The sequence below is a fragment of the Ruegeria sp. HKCCD4884 genome (assembly GCF_013110855.1).
In the GTDB taxonomy this organism is placed as follows: Bacteria; Pseudomonadota; Alphaproteobacteria; order Rhodobacterales; family Rhodobacteraceae; genus Ruegeria.
On the sequence record NZ_WVRJ01000010.1, the window covers coordinates 53,659 to 69,398 of the forward strand.

15 protein-coding genes are annotated in these 15,740 nt (G+C 58.5%); 5 read left to right on the top strand and 10 right to left on the bottom strand.

The annotated features are described in order from the left end of the window. Positions 1-20 precede the first annotated feature (20 nt). The 5 genes from lpxK to GS636_RS15250 all read right to left on the bottom strand — a co-directional run bounded on the left by lpxK (position 21) and on the right by GS636_RS15250 (position 6,055). Positions 21-1,022, bottom strand: a complete 1,002-nt coding sequence (lpxK, locus tag GS636_RS15230; protein WP_171670371.1) for a tetraacyldisaccharide 4'-kinase — start codon at positions 1,020-1,022, stop codon at positions 21-23. Next, entirely contained in the window at positions 1,009-2,247 is a 1,239-nt protein-coding gene (locus tag GS636_RS15235) for a 3-deoxy-D-manno-octulosonic acid transferase (protein WP_171670373.1), read from the bottom strand. Before GS636_RS15235 ends, lpxK begins: the two co-directional genes overlap by 14 nt. Continuing rightward, complete coding sequence (locus GS636_RS15240; RefSeq protein ID WP_171670376.1) at positions 2,244-3,044, bottom strand: 3'(2'),5'-bisphosphate nucleotidase CysQ; 801 nt, start codon at positions 3,042-3,044, stop codon at positions 2,244-2,246. The genes GS636_RS15235 and GS636_RS15240 overlap by 4 nt, the downstream gene beginning before the upstream one ends. Beyond that, positions 3,031-4,377 (bottom strand): TldD/PmbA family protein, encoded by a 1,347-nt coding sequence (locus GS636_RS15245; RefSeq protein WP_171670378.1) that lies wholly within the window; start codon positions 4,375-4,377, stop codon positions 3,031-3,033. The genes GS636_RS15240 and GS636_RS15245 overlap by 14 nt, the downstream gene beginning before the upstream one ends. Positions 4,378-4,540: 163 nt before the next feature. Then, positions 4,541-6,055: a DUF2125 domain-containing protein gene (locus GS636_RS15250; protein WP_171670380.1), complete on the bottom strand. Its 1,515-nt coding sequence runs from the start codon at positions 6,053-6,055 to the stop codon at positions 4,541-4,543. A gap of 140 nt (positions 6,056-6,195) precedes the next feature. Between GS636_RS15250 and GS636_RS15255 the strand changes: the two genes are divergently transcribed. The 3 genes from GS636_RS15255 to GS636_RS15265 are packed head-to-tail and all read left to right on the top strand — an operon-like array spanning position 6,196 to position 8,278. Then, the gene (locus GS636_RS15255) at positions 6,196-6,939 is read left to right on the top strand and encodes an SDR family oxidoreductase (protein WP_171670382.1); all 744 of its coding nucleotides are present in this window, start codon (positions 6,196-6,198) and stop codon (positions 6,937-6,939) included. Next, complete coding sequence (locus GS636_RS15260; RefSeq protein WP_171670385.1) at positions 6,936-7,544, top strand: enoyl-CoA hydratase/isomerase family protein; 609 nt, start codon at positions 6,936-6,938, stop codon at positions 7,542-7,544. The genes GS636_RS15255 and GS636_RS15260 overlap by 4 nt, the downstream gene beginning before the upstream one ends. Then, complete coding sequence (locus GS636_RS15265) at positions 7,541-8,278, top strand: VOC family protein (protein WP_171670387.1); 738 nt, start codon at positions 7,541-7,543, stop codon at positions 8,276-8,278. The genes GS636_RS15260 and GS636_RS15265 overlap by 4 nt, the downstream gene beginning before the upstream one ends. Here the strand turns inward: GS636_RS15265 and GS636_RS15270 are convergent, their stop codons facing one another. Further along, on the bottom strand, positions 8,279-8,575 hold the full coding sequence (locus GS636_RS15270; protein WP_171188621.1) for an HNH endonuclease: 297 nt from the start codon (positions 8,573-8,575) through the stop codon (positions 8,279-8,281). It abuts the gene before it with no gap. A gap of 48 nt (positions 8,576-8,623) precedes the next feature. On the opposite strand from GS636_RS15270, the gene GS636_RS15275 reads away from it, so the two are divergent. Beyond that, positions 8,624-9,808 (top strand): TIGR03862 family flavoprotein, encoded by a 1,185-nt coding sequence (locus tag GS636_RS15275; RefSeq protein ID WP_171670390.1) that lies wholly within the window; start codon positions 8,624-8,626, stop codon positions 9,806-9,808. 1 nt (position 9,809) lies between these two features. On the opposite strand, the gene holA is transcribed toward GS636_RS15275, so the two are convergent. From holA to GS636_RS15295, 4 genes are all read right to left on the bottom strand, one after another. After that, the gene (holA, locus tag GS636_RS15280) at positions 9,810-10,838 is read right to left on the bottom strand and encodes a DNA polymerase III subunit delta (RefSeq protein ID WP_171670392.1); all 1,029 of its coding nucleotides are present in this window, start codon (positions 10,836-10,838) and stop codon (positions 9,810-9,812) included. After that, on the bottom strand, positions 10,835-11,338 hold the full coding sequence (gene lptE, locus GS636_RS15285; RefSeq protein ID WP_171095832.1) for an LPS assembly lipoprotein LptE: 504 nt from the start codon (positions 11,336-11,338) through the stop codon (positions 10,835-10,837). Before lptE ends, holA begins: the two co-directional genes overlap by 4 nt. After that, positions 11,325-13,859, bottom strand: a complete 2,535-nt coding sequence (leuS, locus tag GS636_RS15290; RefSeq protein WP_171670394.1) for a leucine--tRNA ligase — start codon at positions 13,857-13,859, stop codon at positions 11,325-11,327. The genes lptE and leuS overlap by 14 nt, the downstream gene beginning before the upstream one ends. Positions 13,860-13,931: 72 nt before the next feature. Beyond that, positions 13,932-14,417, bottom strand: coding sequence for a DUF3576 domain-containing protein (locus GS636_RS15295; protein ID WP_171188751.1), 486 nt, complete (start codon positions 14,415-14,417; stop codon positions 13,932-13,934). A 281-nt stretch (positions 14,418-14,698) separates the two neighbouring features. Between GS636_RS15295 and GS636_RS15300 the strand changes: the two genes are divergently transcribed. Continuing rightward, positions 14,699-15,721 (top strand): porin, encoded by a 1,023-nt coding sequence (locus GS636_RS15300; RefSeq protein ID WP_171670396.1) that lies wholly within the window; start codon positions 14,699-14,701, stop codon positions 15,719-15,721. Positions 15,722-15,740: the final 19 nt, after the last annotated feature.

Below are 15,740 nucleotides of genomic sequence, written 5' to 3' on the forward strand. Positions count from 1 at the left end.
CCTAATGGGGTCGGCCGAACCTACTTAGGTGACGGGGCTACGGTTAGCAGCATCTCTTTCACCTTTTCGCCTTGCGGTATCTGAAGTCGGACCGGCAGCGTGATCACTTTGTTACGGAAAGCACGGGGCAGGCGCACAGCGTCTTTTTCAGTCGTAATCATCTGAGCCCCTAACATACGTGCTTCGTTTTCCAGCCGGGTCATCAAGGCCTGGGTCAGGGGCTGGTGATCGTCCAATGCTTCGGCCCGCACCAGCTCGACACCCAGACGGCGCAGGGTCTGAAAGAATTTTTCGGGATAGCCGATACCTGCAAAGGCCAGTGCGCGCGTCCCTGTCCAATCCATACCGGTCTGCAAAGGTTCAATGACTCCGGCGACATGCGGAACGGTCACTTGTGTGCTCCATTGCGAAGAAAACGCCTTCTGCGCGGCCTTATCGCCTAGTGACAGCACCAGATCGGCGCGTTGCAAGCCAACGTTCACAGGTTCGCGCAAAGGACCGGCGGGCAAGCAAAGCCCGTTTCCAAATCCGCGTTGAGCATCGACGACGATGATGGAAAAATCTTTGGTGACCGAAGGGTTTTGAAACCCATCGTCCAGCACGATCACCGTCGCGCCCGCAGCCGCAGCCGCACGGGCACCTGCTGCCCGGTCCTTGGCGACCCAAACCTCACCAAACATTGCCAGCAACAGCGGCTCATCTCCGACCTCGGCGGCGGTGTGTTTGGCAGGATCGACCAGCACCGGGCCTTCCAGCGACCCCCCATGCCCACGCGTGACGACATGTGGCTCGTGCCATGCATTTCTAAGCTGTTCGAGGGTCCAGATCACCGTAGGTGTCTTGCCAGTCCCACCGGCATTGAGGTTGCCGATACAGATCACCGGCACGCCCGGCTGTTCACCGACCTTTGAAGCGACCCTGCGGGCCGTGGCAGCGGCATAAAGATGGCCGAACGGTGCCAGCAGACGCGCCCTGAAGTCCAGATGATCCGGGGCGGTGTTCCAGAAATCAGGCGCCCGCATGTTCCGCACTCCGCTGATCCAGAATATCTTGCACCATTTCGATCAGGGCATCTGCTTGTGGTGCGCCTTCGGTTATCATCTGCCATCCCGCCAATGCCATGCCTGCCGCAAGATCCGGTGCCAGAAGTTCGATCAGAGCATCCCCCAGTTCGGTTGCTGTCTTGACCTGTTTGGCAGCACCAGCCTGCCGCAGCTGAGAATACAAAGCGTCGTGGCGATGAACAAACGGCCCGTAAATAATAGCAGATCCCAATGCAATCGACTCAGAGGGATCACGACCGCCCGCGCCACGCTCCAGCGAACTGGCCATAAAAGTGACGGCGGACACGCGACACCACAGGCCCAGGTTTTCTGGGTCCGATGTCAGTATTACCTGCGTGGTATCTTCAATCTCTTCTCCGGCGTCCCAATTGACGCAGCGTAGGTCCATAGTTTCAAGCCGACGTTTCAGCGGCCCGACCTCTAATTCATCAGCCACGTGCAACACAAGGACAAGCCGGTGCAGCATGCGAAGGGCCTGCCGGTGTGCCGTCAGAACTGAGATAAATTCTTTGTCCTGAACCCAGGCTGCCAGCCAGACGGGTCGCCCGGCAAGGGTGTGATTGGTTTCAATCAACTCGTCTTCGGGCCATGGCCTGGGGTTGGGGCTGATGCGCAGGGGAGGCGATTCATGGACTTTGGCGGATGGAATGCCCAGTCGGCGGATCTGGCGCGCTGTTTCTGGCGATGCAGTCATGACGTGTTGAAAACAGTCAAACGTGGCCCGCGTGATATCCGGCAACCAGCGTGCGCTTCGGGGTAAGGTAACGCTGAACTGAGCATCGAACAGAACCAGTGGGATGTTGTGTTCATCGGCTCGGGTCAGAATGTTCGGCATCAGATCACCGCCCACCCAAAGCCCCATAGACGGACGCCAGTGATCCAAGAAGCCGCGCACAGCACCGCTTTGGTCCTGAGGCAGGTTGACCAGCGGGAAATCATGTTGCGGCCAGCTGTCCAAATCTGCGTCAGACGGCGTTGTCAGGACGAAGTTCAGATCGGATCGAACTTGCAGCATCCGGTGGCAAAAGTCGTTCACCGCGCGCAAACGACCCGGAGTGGCCACATGGACCCAGAGAAGCTCGCCTTCGGGACGTGGCAGGTCGGTATGTTGCCCGACGCTGTTGCGCATTCCCCATGACAGAACCCGGTAGGCCGCAAGGCTTAAAGATCGCGGTTTGCTCATGCTCCGATCCCGGGTCCGGTTGGATCCAGCCGTTTTGACAGCTCTTCGTGAAGCGTCGCATTCGCAGCGATAACACCGTTCAGCCTTGGGTGGGCATTGTTGAACACCAAGGGCTGCCCCGCCCGATCGGAACAGATACCGCCTGCCTCGCGGATGATCAGATCACCGGCGGCGATGTCCCATTCCCAGCTGGGGCGCAGTGTCAGCATCGCGTCGAACCGTCCCTGCGCGACCAGAGCCATGCGATAGGCCAGCGACGGTCGATAGGCGCGTTCGAAATGGGGCACATGCCCATCGCGCCAATGCCGTGTATCGAGATTTGGTTTGGCAGCCAGAATTTCCGAGCGCTGCAAGTCTGCAATGGCCGAGGTGGTGATCGTCTCACCATTCAGCGTAGCACCCTTTCCTTGGGCGGCGGCATAAAGCAGATCCCGCATTGGAAGGTAAACCACAGCAGCCGTCACCCGACCTTCATCGGCGACGGCAATGGAATGCGCCCAAGTGCGTGCGCCTTCGGCAAAGCTGCGGGTGCCGTCAATCGGATCGATGATGAAGGCACTGCGGCACTCCAGCCGTTCTGCCGTATCCTCAGATTCTTCGCTCAACCAACCGTATCCCGGCCGTGCGGCGCGCAACTGCTCCTCGAGCATTGCATTAACGGCCAGATCGGCTTCGGTAACGGGACCGGCACCATCGGGTTTATCCCAGCGCTGCGCCTGCGTCCCGGAATACCGTGTGGCGATCTTGCCGGCCTCAAGCGCTGCGTCAATTAGCAGGGACAGGTCAGTTGCCGGCAAGTGTCATTCCTTCGATCAGCAACGACGGAACCACGCGCGACAGATATGGGCGGGCGTCATTGGCCGGAACAATCCGGCGCAGCATGTCGCGCAGGTTACCTGCGATGGTGCATTCATTGACTGGATGCGTGATTTCGCCGTTTTCCACCCAGAACCCAGAGGCCCCGCGGGAATAGTCACCGGTGTTGGGGTTGATCGTCGATCCGATCATGGACGTGACCAACAAGCCGGTGCCCATATCCCGCAACAGATCAGCGCGGCTTTGTTCGCCCTGCGTCAGGCTGAGGTTCCAGTTGCTGGGCGACGGCGGGCCGGACACGCCGCGCGCGGCGTTACCTGTCGACACCATGTCCAGCTTTCGGGCGCTGGACAGGTCCAGCGTCCAACCGGTGAGGACACCGTTTTCTACAATCGCTCGGCGCTGTGTCGGCAAGCCCTCGGCATCAAAAGGGCGCGAGCCCGAGATCCGCGGGCGATGGGGGTCTTCGATGATGGACAGGTGTGCGGGCAAAACCTCTTGGCCCAGACAATCCTTCAGCCAGGACGCACCCCGCGCAATAGCCGCGCCATTACTGGCGGCCAGCAGATGGCCGATAAGAGACGACGAGATGCGTTCATCAAACAACACAGGGAAACTGCCGGTTTCGGGCTTGCGCGCGCCAACTATCTGTACGGCACGTACGCCTGCGGTGTGCCCGATTTCGTCGGCGCTGCGCAGGTCGGACTGAAACGTCCGACTGTCGCCGTCGTAATCCCGTTCCATCCCGGTGCCTTCGCCCGAAATCGCAACGCAAGACACAGAGCGGCTGCTGCGTTCGTATCCGCCGGCAAACCCATTTGTGGCGGCCAGATGCACGCGGTGGGTTCCATAGCTTGCCGCTGCATCTGAGACCTGAGTGACACCCGGCACAGCCATTGCTGCGGCTTCAGCTGTCAGAGCATCCTGCATCAGGGTTTCGGCGGATGGAGCGGGAGTTGGGTCCAGCATCTCAAGCGATTGCACATCCCAGTCACATACCAACTGGTCACTTTCTGCCAGCCCGGAAAAGGGATCTTCAGGGGCTTCTTTGGCCATGGCCACAGCGCGTTCAGCCATTGCGTGCAGGGTTTCCGGGCGGCTGTCGGAACTGGATACGATGGCAGACCGTTTGCCCAGAAAAACCCGTAGCCCCAGATCTGTGCCTTCCGAGCGTTCCGCATGTTCCAATGCACCGCTGCGCACCTCAACCGCGACCGAGGAGCCGTCAAGCACTATGGCATCTGCTGCCTCCGCGCCTGCCTTGCGGGCCACATCAAGCAATTGCTGGCTGATTTTTTCTGGTGTGCGGGTCATGTGGCCTCCGGATTTATGTCCAACGACCTAGCCTTGGACCGCCCGTGTCGCAAGACCCGTGACCGGATTGTGTGATGGGGATTTTGAAGAACCCACCCGGTTACAGTGATTTTGGGTGGAAAACGTTAGAAAGGGCTGCAAGGTTTGCAGCCCTTTCCCAACTTTACTTAAGGCGCTGGCCATTTGCCAGAATCTGGCCATCTTCGGTAAATTCGATGGTCGAGTTCAATGTGTCGGGTTGTTCGCCCGGAACTGCCATCAGACCCATCATCATCCGGGCGCCCAAGGCGTCATTGTCCGAAATGATGCCCATGCCGATCAGGGTGTCGATCAACTGGTTGGCGCCGACAAGCTGAAGGTTCGCAACGCCGATTGGGCTGGGCAGACCGTCAAATTCTTCGGTGTTCGAATTGTCGAACGCGAAATCGCCATCACCTGTCAGTTTCGCACCGACCAAAGACACCAGAAGCTCGTTGATTTTCAAAGAATGCAGCTCTCCCGGAGCTTCGTCTGACTCGATGTCGATTTCCGGATCAAAAATGTTCATCAGAACCTTTGCCGTTCCGGTTGCATCCAGGGCAATCGTTGCCGGATCACGCGGCAGCGCACCTGCGGGGTCGAAAATGCTCCAAAGCACGTCTGACATCGTGAAATCGGTCAGATTGAATCCCAACCCAAACGGCTGAACCTCGTCCGATTGCTGAACCGGGAACTCAAAGTTGAGCCCGGCCTTGGCCATTGAGATCTCAATCGGGAAGGGCAGGTCTGCGGTCGTCACCGCAAGTTTCGTGCTGTTTTGGTCGATATCATAGACCAGTTTCTCAGAGTCGATTGTGGCGGCAAAGCGTCCGCCTTTCGACGTACTGTTCATCGAGAACGCCTGACCTTCGCTGGTGCCGCTCAGGTCGGTGCTGCCCGAAGCGTAGGTAAAGATGCCGTCGAAGGCAAAACCGGCTTCGTAGAAAGATTGTGGGTCCGAAAGGTCAATGTCTTTCGGAAACACGTTTTCGCCCTCGAACGCCAGTTGGTCCAGCTGACCATTGATCAAACCGGTTTCGCCACTTTCAGGATCCTGAAAGTTCATGTTGTAGGTCAGGCTGGCTGCGTTGAACGTCTGGGTGAGATCGCGGTTTTCTGCAATCTGCATGCGTGAGCTGCCTGTCAGATCATTCGCCTCAACCGCCAGGTTAAAGACATCATCCGGGACCGCTTCGCCCTCGACCTCGATCGAGTCCAATACTACACCCAGCGTATCGGCGGTGTAGTCATAGGTCATGTCTTCGGGAGAGCCCGAAACCACCATGTTCAACTGTTTGTGAGTGTAGTTCACAGTCGCCGAAAAGTCGCCTTCCTCAGCCTGACCCGTGACGACCATTGGAAAGTTTTCCGGCACACCGACAGTCACAGTTCCGTCGCCGTTTTCCGTCAGCGTCATCTCTGGCATGACCATTTGGAATTGCCCGTCTTCTTCGGGCAGAGCCAGCGAAAGCGTCATGTTCGAAATGGTGGTTACGCCACCTGTCGAGCTTTCGTCGCCTGTGACGGTGTATCCCATCGAGGTGAAATAACCTTGCCAATTGGCCCAGACATCATCAGCCGTCAGGTCGGCAAACGCACCCTGAGTGGCAAAGGCATAGGCCAAAGCTGCACCGCAACTGCGGCGTAAGAAAACGGACATAAGGTAACCCTTCTTGATCAATTTGTGGCGCATGGTCGGGTTTGTGGCGGGTATCGTCAAGGGGGCAAGGGCTGGACCCTTTCCCCGTTTCCGCGCTACGGCTGTAGCCGACAGCAATTGCAGCGCGCGAGGAGGGACAGATGCAGGGAAAAACGGTACTCATTACAGGGGCCAGCCGGGGAATCGGAGCTGAAGCGGGGCGCGTTTTTGCCGCGGCCGGGGCCAATGTCGCCTTGGTGGCGCGCAGCCACGATCAGATCGACGCTTTGGCTGCTGCGCTGGGCGATCAGGCCATCGCCCTGGCGTGTGATGTCAGCGATTTTGCGCAGGTCGAACAGGCTGTGGCCACGTGCGTGGATCAATTTGGTGGGTTGGATGTTTTAATTGGCAATGCCGGTGTGATCGATCCGATCTTTCATCTCTCGAACGCCGATGCAGAGGCTTGGAGCAAGGCCATCGACATCAACCTTAAAGGTGTCTTTTATGGAATGCGCGCCGCGCTGCCGATCATGCGGGCCGCTGGCGGAGGAAGCATTCTGACCATCTCGTCCGGGGCGGCATCAAATCCGGTTGAAGCTTGGAGCCACTACTGCGCGTCCAAGGCCGGGGCCAAAATGCTGACGGAATGTCTACATCTGGAAGAGGCCCATAACGGCATTCGCGCTATGGGCTTGTCACCGGGAACTGTGGCCACGGATATGCAGCGGTCGATCAAGGCCAGCGGCATCAATCCGGTCAGTCAACTGGATTGGGATGTGCACATTCCCGCAGACTGGCCCGCGCGGGCGCTGCTCTGGATGTGTTCCGATGATGCGAATGAGTTTTTGGGCGCCGAAATCTCGCTGCGGTTGGAAGACATCCGCAAACGGGTTGGGCTGATATGATCGATCTGACCAAAGAGGATGGTCTTTGGATCGCCAAGATCAACAACCCGGACAAAGCCAACGCTCTGACCGGGGCGATGCTGGCTGAACTGGCTGAGATCGCCGAAGCTGCGACCGAGGCAAAGGCGTTTATCCTGACAGGTGCAGGCAAGGTGTTCAGTGCTGGTGCTGATCTTGATGAGGCGCGCGCCGGTCTGGCCACGTCGGATGTCTGGGAACGTCTGTCTGGCGCCATTGCCGCACTGCCCTGCTTGACCGTTGCCGCGTTGAACGGAACCTTGGCCGGTGGGGCCAACGGTATGGCCCTGGCCTGCGATCTGCGTATTGCGGTGCCCTCGGCCAAATTCTTCTATCCTGTGATGAAACTGGGATTTCTGCCGCAACCCTCCGATCCCAAAAGGCTGACAGCTTTGGTTGGAACGGCGCGCACCAAGCTCATTCTGATGGCGGGTCAAAAGATCACTGCTCAAGAGGCTTATGCGTTTGGATTGGTAGACCGGATTGTCGAGGCTGATCACCTGATGCAGACCGCACGCGATCTGGTGGCGGATAGCGTGAACGCCGACCCGAAGATTGCCGCCGGAATCGCAAGGTTGTGTTCATGAGGACCTCTGCCCTGCGTCTGCGGGTCGATGATCCGCGCCAGTTGGCGGCCTTTTATCGAGACATTTTGGGCATGTCCGTCAGGGAAGAAGGCGCTAACGTTCGTGTAGGTTATGCGGGCGAGGATGCAGACCTTCTGTTGCTGCACGGCGGCGGTGGATACACCCATGACCGGGGCCAGCGTTATTGGAAAATCGGCATAACCGTACCGGATGTTGATCTTGCTGCGACCCATCTGCGCGCGCGGGATGTTCCGGTAAGCGATCCGAACCAGTTCCTGGATATCGGCTACATGTGTCATCTGGCAGACCCCCAAGGCTTTGTCATCGAGCTGCTGCAACATGATTTCGAAGGCAACCGGCCTTTGCACGCTGCTGATCCTGATGCGCCTTTTGCGCAGGCGCGGATCGGTCAGATCACTTTGCGGACCGGGGACATCGCGGCTGAAGACGAGTTTTGGCGCGGGCAAGGCATGTCATTGTTATCCATGCAAAACGTTGCGCCATACGGATTTGACCTGCATTTCTATGCCTTCACTCAGGAAACGCCTCCAAATCCCGATCTATGGTCGGTTGAAAACCGGGAATGGCTGTGGAAACGGCCCTATACAACGCTGGAATTTCAGCACGTTGCGGGGGCTCAGTTCGCGCCTGTGCCAGATTATCAGGGCATTGAAATCGAAGGCGTGCCTGAACCTCTGACCGACGCCTTTGGTGATCCGATCCTGCCGGGTTGATCACCGTCCGCGCCGTTTGCCTGGAACCTTTGACCGAAAGCCGGGTGGGCGTTTGCGAACCCAGTTCAGGAATTTTTCCAGCCTTGGATGTGCGCGCAGGGCTTCGACCGTGTTGAAATTGCGCGCCAGCTCGGCCTCGGTCAGGGTGGCATGGACCTCTTTATGGCAGATCTGATGCAAAAGAACGGTTGGTCCGCCCTTGCCTCCTTTGAGTTTTGGGATCAGATGATGCAGGCTGCCGCCTCCGTCGGGGATCGGGCGGTCGCAGAGCGGGCAGATCGGATCGCTGTTCGTCATGATGGTTAGAAACTTGCGCCTGAAAGCGGCGAAGGCAAGAGGGTGTGAATGGCGCAGGCAGTGGTGATCGGAGCAGGCCCCACCGGGTTGATGGCCGCTGAACAACTGGCCGCTGCAGGGCATTCCGTGCTGGTGGCCGAGGCCAAACCATCAGTCGCGCGTAAGTTCCTGATGGCTGGAAAATCCGGGCTGAACCTGACCAAAGATGAGCCGTTCGGTACCTTGATCCGCGCATACGGCGAGGCTGCGGATTGGTTGAATCCGATGATTTCTGCTTTCGATTCCGAGGCAGTACAGCGCTGGGCGCGTGACTTGGGTCAGCCCTTGTTTACGGGTTCAACAGGCCGGGTTTTTCCCGAGGTTATGAAAGCCTCGCCCCTGTTGCGGGCCTGGCTGGCCCGGTTAAGCGATGCAAAGGTTGAGGTCAAAACCCGCTGGCGCTGGACAGGTTGGGAAGGCGAGGCGCTGATATTTAACACACCCGACGGGCCGCGCAGTATTTCACCAGATGCCACCGTACTGGCGCTGGGTGGGGCAAGCTGGGCACGCCTTGGCTCGGACGGTCAATGGGCAGAGGCTCTTGCAAGCAGAGGTGTGGCTCTGGCTTCTTTCGAGCCTGCGAATTCTGCCCTGTCCGTGGATTGGAGCGACCATATGCGGCTGCATTTTGGGGCCGCGTTGAAATCGGTCCGTTGGATAGCAGGCGATTCTGAAAGTCGCGGGGAAGCCGCAATTTCTGCAATGGGGCTGGAGGGCGGCGGGCTGTATTCGCTCACCCCAGCCTTGCGTGCTGGACAGCCGTTGTTTGTGGATTTGGTGCCCGATCTGGATCAGCAAACCCTTGAGGCGCGCTATGGTGCGAAACGGTCGAAGGTTACACTGTCCCAATGGCTTAGAAAGTCGCTGAACCTATCGCCTCAGAAGGTTGCGTTGTTTCACGAGATGATGAAACGCAGCGGCACAGGTCAACCAGATCAGGTTGCAGTGTTAAAGAAACTGCCCATCTTGCACGCTGGTCTGCGTCCGATAGACGAAGCAATCTCGACGGCAGGGGGCGTAAAAAGGGCGTCATTGGATGACGGGCTGATGCTGACCGCGTTGCCGGGTGTGTTCTGCGCCGGAGAGATGTTGGACTGGGAGGCCCCGACAGGGGGCTATTTGCTGACAGCCTGTCTGGCCACGGGGCGTTGGGCTGGTCTGGCAGCCGCAGATTGGCTGGAAAAGAACCGGTAGTTCAACGTGATCGCGCCAGCATCGCAAGGCGGATCATGGCACGTTCCACCAGGGCCATAGCGGGTGCCGTTTGACCTGCAGACCGAAGCGATAGATCCGTGTCGGTCAGAACCGTCAGCGCAGTTTCCAGCTTGGGTGCACCCCATCCCTGCGCCTGTCGCAGAATACGGTCCCGCCGCTTGCCATAAACCGGCGGGCGCAGCTTGCCGATACCCTGTGCCGCGCCGCCCGGATCCGAGGCGCAGGCATAAAGCGTTCGAAAATGCCGGGTCGCCCCAATGCACAATGTCACACCATTTGTCCCTTGCGCCTGCAAGCGCCGGATCAATGGTCCGATCTCGCCCGCGCGACCTTCGGCTACCACGTTAAGAACATCGTCCAACGCGGCTTCGGTCGAGCGCGGGGCGCAAGCCTCGATGTCTTCGATGGTCAGTTCTGAACTGTCCCCGCGCTTGTAAAGCGACAGTTTCTCAACGGTTTGGGCGAAATCGCCGGGGCTGAGGCTGACGGCCAGCTCGCTGATGGCAGACATGACGTCGCGGGGTATATTCTTCAGGCCCGATTCGGTCAGATTCCGTTCCACCTCGGCGCGGGATGGCGGGTCGTCATAGATGCCAACCGCATAAGCCGCGGGGTGTGCTTCGAATGCTTTGCGAATTTTCGAACTGGGTTTCAGCTGCCCGGCCGTGACGATGATCTGGGCGTCTCCGGGGGCCCAATCCTCAAGCGCGGCCAGAATCGAAGGTGCTGCGGTTTCGGTGGCCTCTTCGACAAATACCGCGCGGGGACCGGGAAAGAACCCAACGGCCTTGACGGCATCCAGCAACAACGCGGGATCGCCGCGCAGGTCGCTGCCAGGCAGGCGCGTCAGGCGCATTTCCTCTTCGGCACCGGGGCCAAGCAAAGCTGCCAGAACCTGCTGACGCTTGAGCGCGACCCGCATGGCATCTGCGCCATAGATCAGCAACCCGGTCTTGTCCGCGTCCGGCTTGGAGAAATATCCATCAGCCTCGCGCGGGCTCAGCTTCATGTGGCCAGATCCGGTGTTGCATTCAGTCGGTTCACGATCTGGCTCGACAGAATAACCATCAGGCGGTCTTTGGCGTCGCGCTCATCAGCCAGTGTGGAAACGGTTGAACCTGCGGCGGAGTAAGACACAAAGTCGGAGGCCGTGCCCGAGGCTACGATTTGTCCGGTTTCGTTGGACCGCAGCGTATACTGGGCCCGCCCGTCAATCGTGTACCGTTGCGTTTCATTCGTCGTGGTGATCGCGGCCCCACGCGTCACGGTCGTGACCCGCACGTCCAGTTTGTACGCGCTGACCGCACCGGCGCTGCGACCCAGTTGCTGTTCCAGATTCTGGACCAGAAGATAGCTGTCGACATTGTTCGGCTCGGACACAGCAACTTTGCCGTAGAGTTGCGAACCCGTTCCCCCGGGTGCGTAGACCGGTTGGAAGCCACAGGCCGCGCCAAGGAAACAGGCGGCCAGCGGCATCAGCAAAAGGGTCCTGCGGTTAAACAACGACATTCACGATCCGACCTGGAACTACGATCACTTTCTTGGGCGCGTTACCATCCAGCGCCTTTTGCACAGCTTCGGTGCTGAGCGCGATTTTTTCAACCTCGTCCTTGGCCAGATCCTTGGAGACGCTGATTTCCGCACGACGCTTGCCATTGATTTGAATCGGCAGGGTGACGGTGTCGTCGATCAGCATCGCCTCATCCGCGACGGGCCAGGTTGCGGTGGCCACCAGACCTTCGCCACCCAGCAGCTGCCAAAGCTCTTCAGACAGGTGCGGGGTCATCGGCGACATCAGTTGCGCCAGCGTTTTGGCTGCTTCGCGTTTGGCCGCGGTGCCAGCTTTGGACTTGGCCAGCGTGTTGGTGAAGGCATATAGCTTGGCGATCGATGCGTTGAAGCCAAAGGATTCGACGCCACCCGACACGTCGTGGATCGCCTTGTGCATTTCGCGCAGCAGGGCTTCGTCCTCGGCATTGGCCGGAACGTCCGACTCTGCGATTTCCGACGCGATGCGATGCACACGGCTGAGGTGCTTGAATGCAGCCTCAGCGCCCGATGCGGTCCATTCCACATCCCGCTCAGGCGGCGAATCGGACAGCACGAACCAGCGCGCGGTGTCGGCACCGAAGGCCGAGATGATGCTGACCGGGTCCACCACGTTCTTCTTGGATTTCGACATCTTGGCCGAAGGGATAATCTCGACCTCAGTGCCATCAGCCAGTTTGCCGTCAGTCACATCCTCGGGCAGGTGATAGACCGGGCGGCCGTTAGCGTCGCGAGTCTGGTAGATCTCATGCGTCACCATGCCTTGCGTGAACAGCGCATCGAACGGCTCGATGGCCTTTTTCGGCAGGTGACCGGTTATGTTCATCGCGCGTGCAAAGAATCGGGAATAGAGCAAGTGCAGAATCGCGTGCTCGATGCCGCCGATATACTGATCGACATTCATCCAGTATTCAGCTTCGGCCAGATCGGTGGGCGTTTCGGCGCGCGGCGCAGTGAAACGGGCAAAATACCAAGACGAATCAACAAAGGTGTCCATCGTATCGGTTTCGCGCTTGGCCGGAGCCCCACATTTCGGGCAGGCACAGTCGCGCCACGTCGGGTGGCGGTCCAACGGGTTGCCCGGTTTGTCGAATGTCACATCGTCGGGCAGGCGGACTGGCAGGTTTTCTTTCTTCTCGGGCACCACACCGCAGCTGTCGCAGTGCACAACAGGAATCGGGCAGCCCCAATAGCGCTGGCGGCTGAGGCCCCAGTCACGCAGGCGGTATTTGGTGACGCCTTCGCCCCAACCGGCCTTTTCGGCGAAATCGACGGTAGCATTGATGGCCTCGTCACCCGTTGCTTCGGTCAGGCCCGCGAAATGGTTCACCCAGCAGACTTTTTCGGTTTTAGGTGGAACGAACGCGATTTTGTCGACCGGCGTGTCATCTTCGAGCGCAAAGAACGTATCGACCACGGGCAGACCGTATTTGCGGCAGAAATCAAGATCGCGCTGGTCATGCGCCGGGCAGGCAAAGATTGCGCCGGTGCCGTAGTCCATTAGGATGAAGTTCGCGATCCAAACCGGCAGTTCCCAGTTCGGGTCCAGCGGGTGCTTGACGCGAATACCGGTGTCATAGCCCAGCTTTTCTGCCGTCTCGATGGCCTCTTCGGTGGTACCACCTTTGCGGCATTCGGAAACAAATTCAGCAACTTCTGGGTTTTCGGCCTCGAGCTGCTTGGCAATTGGATGATCCGGCGAGATACCAACAAAAGACGCGCCTAGCAGCGTGTCGGGACGAGTCGTGTAAACCGTGATTGGGTCGCCACCATCGGTGCGTTCAAACCCGAATTGCAGGCCGCGCGACTTGCCGATCCAGTTTTCCTGCATCAGGCGCACTTTGGCGGGCCAGTTGTCCAATGTATCCAGCGCGTCGAGCAATTCTTCTGAATAGTCCGAAATCTTGAAGAACCATTGGGTCAGTTCACGACGCTCGACCAATGCGCCCGAACGCCAGCCGCGTCCGTTTTCCACCTGTTCGTTGGCCAGAACGGTCATGTCGACCGGATCCCAGTTCACCACGGCGTTTTTGCGGTAAACCAACCCGGCTTCGAGCATATCCAGGAACAATGCCTGCTGCTGGCCGTAGTATTCAGGGTCACAGGTGGCGAATTCACGAGACCAGTCGATAGACAGGCCCAAAGGTTTCATCTGCCCGCGCATGTCGGCGATGTTGCCGTAAGTCCAGTCTTTGGGGTGGCCACCAATGGCCATCGCGGCGTTTTCCGCAGGCATCCCGAAGGCGTCCCAGCCCATCGGGTGCAGCACATTATGCCCTGTCGCCAGCTTGTGACGCGCAATCACGTCACCCATGGTGTAGTTGCGCACATGCCCCATATGGATTCGGCCCGAGGGGTAGGGGAACATCTCAAGCACATAATACTTTGGCTTGTCCGCCTTGTGGTTAGCGGTGAAGATTCCGGCCTTGTCCCAGGCCTTTTGCCATTTTGCTTCGATTTCGTTGGCCGAGTAGCGCGACATCGTGCGGTCCTTAGTGAATGAAAACGCCGGGTAGGAACCCGGCGTGGTATTAGTGTGATTTTCGGCGGGTTGCTAGAACTTGTTGTCCGCGATGCGTAGTTGACGGGCTCGAGACAGAATCGCGTCCTCGACTGCACGCGTCGTCGCCGCGCTAACCGGAGAGCCTCCGCTGGATTGCAGTGCCACTGACAATGACCGTGCTGCAAGGGCCGGGTCGCTGATGTGAACCGTGGCCCTATAAGAGCGTCCTCCACCCGGTGGTGTGCCGTAACCCGTTACGATCACACCGGTAAATGGATCGACCTCTTGAACCGGCAGGAAGTTCAGCACATCAAGTGAAGCCGCCCACAGGTAGCGGTTCACATTTGTCACCTGCTCGGCTGTGCTGCGGTCGAAAATATCCCAAATCGTCGAGCGGTTAGGGTCATTCAACTCTCGCTCGTCGGAATTTCCGCCTGCGAGATTGGGCGTATAAGTCGTCGTGGCGCTTTGATTCTGCCCGCATGCCGAAATAGTGGCGGTCAGCATGATCAATCCCAAAATCGTCGGCAGGCGCATTGTAAACAGGTCCTGTTTCACTTGTTGTGCAGTATTCAAGGGATACTCCTAGCCAAGGACCCCCGCTGCAACAAGCCTATTCTTGTGAAATCCCGGTAGGTGGCTGGTCTTGGGGGGAAATGGACTGTGGCATCCTTGCACCAATTTGCCCCCAATGACACCGCAGCGTTTATGCCAAGCTTGCGCAAAGGGGGCAAAAAGAGCGAAACGGTGTCCGTGCTGAGACATATGCCGAGGCATGTGTCGAGTAGATAACTCTTTTTGAAACCGAGGGAAACAAGATGAAAAAAGTTCTCTTCGCAACTACGGCGCTGATCGCGACCGCAGGCGTTGCAGCAGCTGAAGTTAAATTCAGCGGTTACGGCCGTTTTGGTCTGGGCTACGTTGAAGATCGTTCCGGTACCGTTCCGAACATCTCCACTTCGGGTGGCGTTGTTACCACCATCAACTCCGCAGTTGTTGACACCGACGACGCAATCCTGGTTTCGCGTTTCCGTCTGAACATCGACGGCATCGTAGAAACTGACGGTGGCGTTCGTTTCGAAGGTCGTGTTCGTCTGCAAGCTGACGAAGACAGCAGCACCGGTGAAGCAAACTCGGCCGGCCTGAACGGCGCACGCTTCTCGGTCATCTTCGGCGGTCTGCGTGTTGACGCGGGCAACGTTGCAGGTGCCTTCGACAACTTGGCAAACTACTATGGCAACGAAGTAGGTCTGGAACTGTTCGCAGGCCAGTACTCGGGTGTTGACTACAGCTTCCTGGGTTACTCGTCGACCGGTTCGGGTTCGAACGCTGTGTTCTTCCAGTACTCGGTTGGTGACTTCGCATTTGGTGCATCGTATGATCAGGCGACCGTTGGTGTTAACGGCGTTGCAACCGATGCTGACCGCTGGGACATCAGCGCGACTTACACCTTCAACAACATCACCGCCGCTGTGGCCTATGGTCAGACCGACGCTGGTATTTCCGGTGTTAGCGATCCGAGCCTGACCGTTCTGACCCTGGGTGCAGAATTCGGTGACTTCTCGGGTACTCTGTTCGTTGCAGACGACGCAACCGAGATCGCAGCAACTGACGGCACCGCATGGGGTCTGTCGGCAGCCTACAACCTGGGCGCTGCAACCACTCTGCTGTTCACCTACGGTGACGGTAACGCTGATGCCGACCTGCAGCAGGTTGCACTTGGCGCGATCTACGACCTGGGCGGCGGTGCATCGCTGCGCGGTGGTATCGGTGTGAACGACTGCGACATCTGCGCAGACTCGACCATCGTTGCTGACTTCGGTGCTCAGTTCAACTTCTAAGCTGATCTGAACCGTAAGG

Coding starts and splice junctions, on each gene's coding strand:
- lpxK (WP_171670371.1), bottom strand. CDS start 1,022: ATGCGGGCGCCTGATTTCTGGAACACCGCCCCGGATCATCTGGACTTC.
- GS636_RS15235 (WP_171670373.1), bottom strand. CDS start 2,247: ATGAGCAAACCGCGATCTTTAAGCCTTGCGGCCTACCGGGTTCTGTCA.
- GS636_RS15245 (WP_171670378.1), bottom strand. CDS start 4,377: ATGACCCGCACACCAGAAAAAATCAGCCAGCAATTGCTTGATGTGGCC.
- GS636_RS15250 (WP_171670380.1), bottom strand. CDS start 6,055: ATGTCCGTTTTCTTACGCCGCAGTTGCGGTGCAGCTTTGGCCTATGCC.
- GS636_RS15255 (WP_171670382.1), top strand. CDS start 6,196: ATGCAGGGAAAAACGGTACTCATTACAGGGGCCAGCCGGGGAATCGGA.
- GS636_RS15260 (WP_171670385.1), top strand. CDS start 6,936: ATGATCGATCTGACCAAAGAGGATGGTCTTTGGATCGCCAAGATCAAC.
- GS636_RS15265 (WP_171670387.1), top strand. CDS start 7,541: ATGAGGACCTCTGCCCTGCGTCTGCGGGTCGATGATCCGCGCCAGTTG.
- GS636_RS15270 (WP_171188621.1), bottom strand. CDS start 8,575: ATGACGAACAGCGATCCGATCTGCCCGCTCTGCGACCGCCCGATCCCC.
- GS636_RS15275 (WP_171670390.1), top strand. CDS start 8,624: ATGGCGCAGGCAGTGGTGATCGGAGCAGGCCCCACCGGGTTGATGGCC.
- holA (WP_171670392.1), bottom strand. CDS start 10,838: ATGAAGCTGAGCCCGCGCGAGGCTGATGGATATTTCTCCAAGCCGGAC.
- lptE (WP_171095832.1), bottom strand. CDS start 11,338: ATGTCGTTGTTTAACCGCAGGACCCTTTTGCTGATGCCGCTGGCCGCC.
- leuS (WP_171670394.1), bottom strand. CDS start 13,859: ATGTCGCGCTACTCGGCCAACGAAATCGAAGCAAAATGGCAAAAGGCC.
- GS636_RS15295 (WP_171188751.1), bottom strand. CDS start 14,417: ATGCGCCTGCCGACGATTTTGGGATTGATCATGCTGACCGCCACTATT.
- GS636_RS15300 (WP_171670396.1), top strand. CDS start 14,699: ATGAAAAAAGTTCTCTTCGCAACTACGGCGCTGATCGCGACCGCAGGC.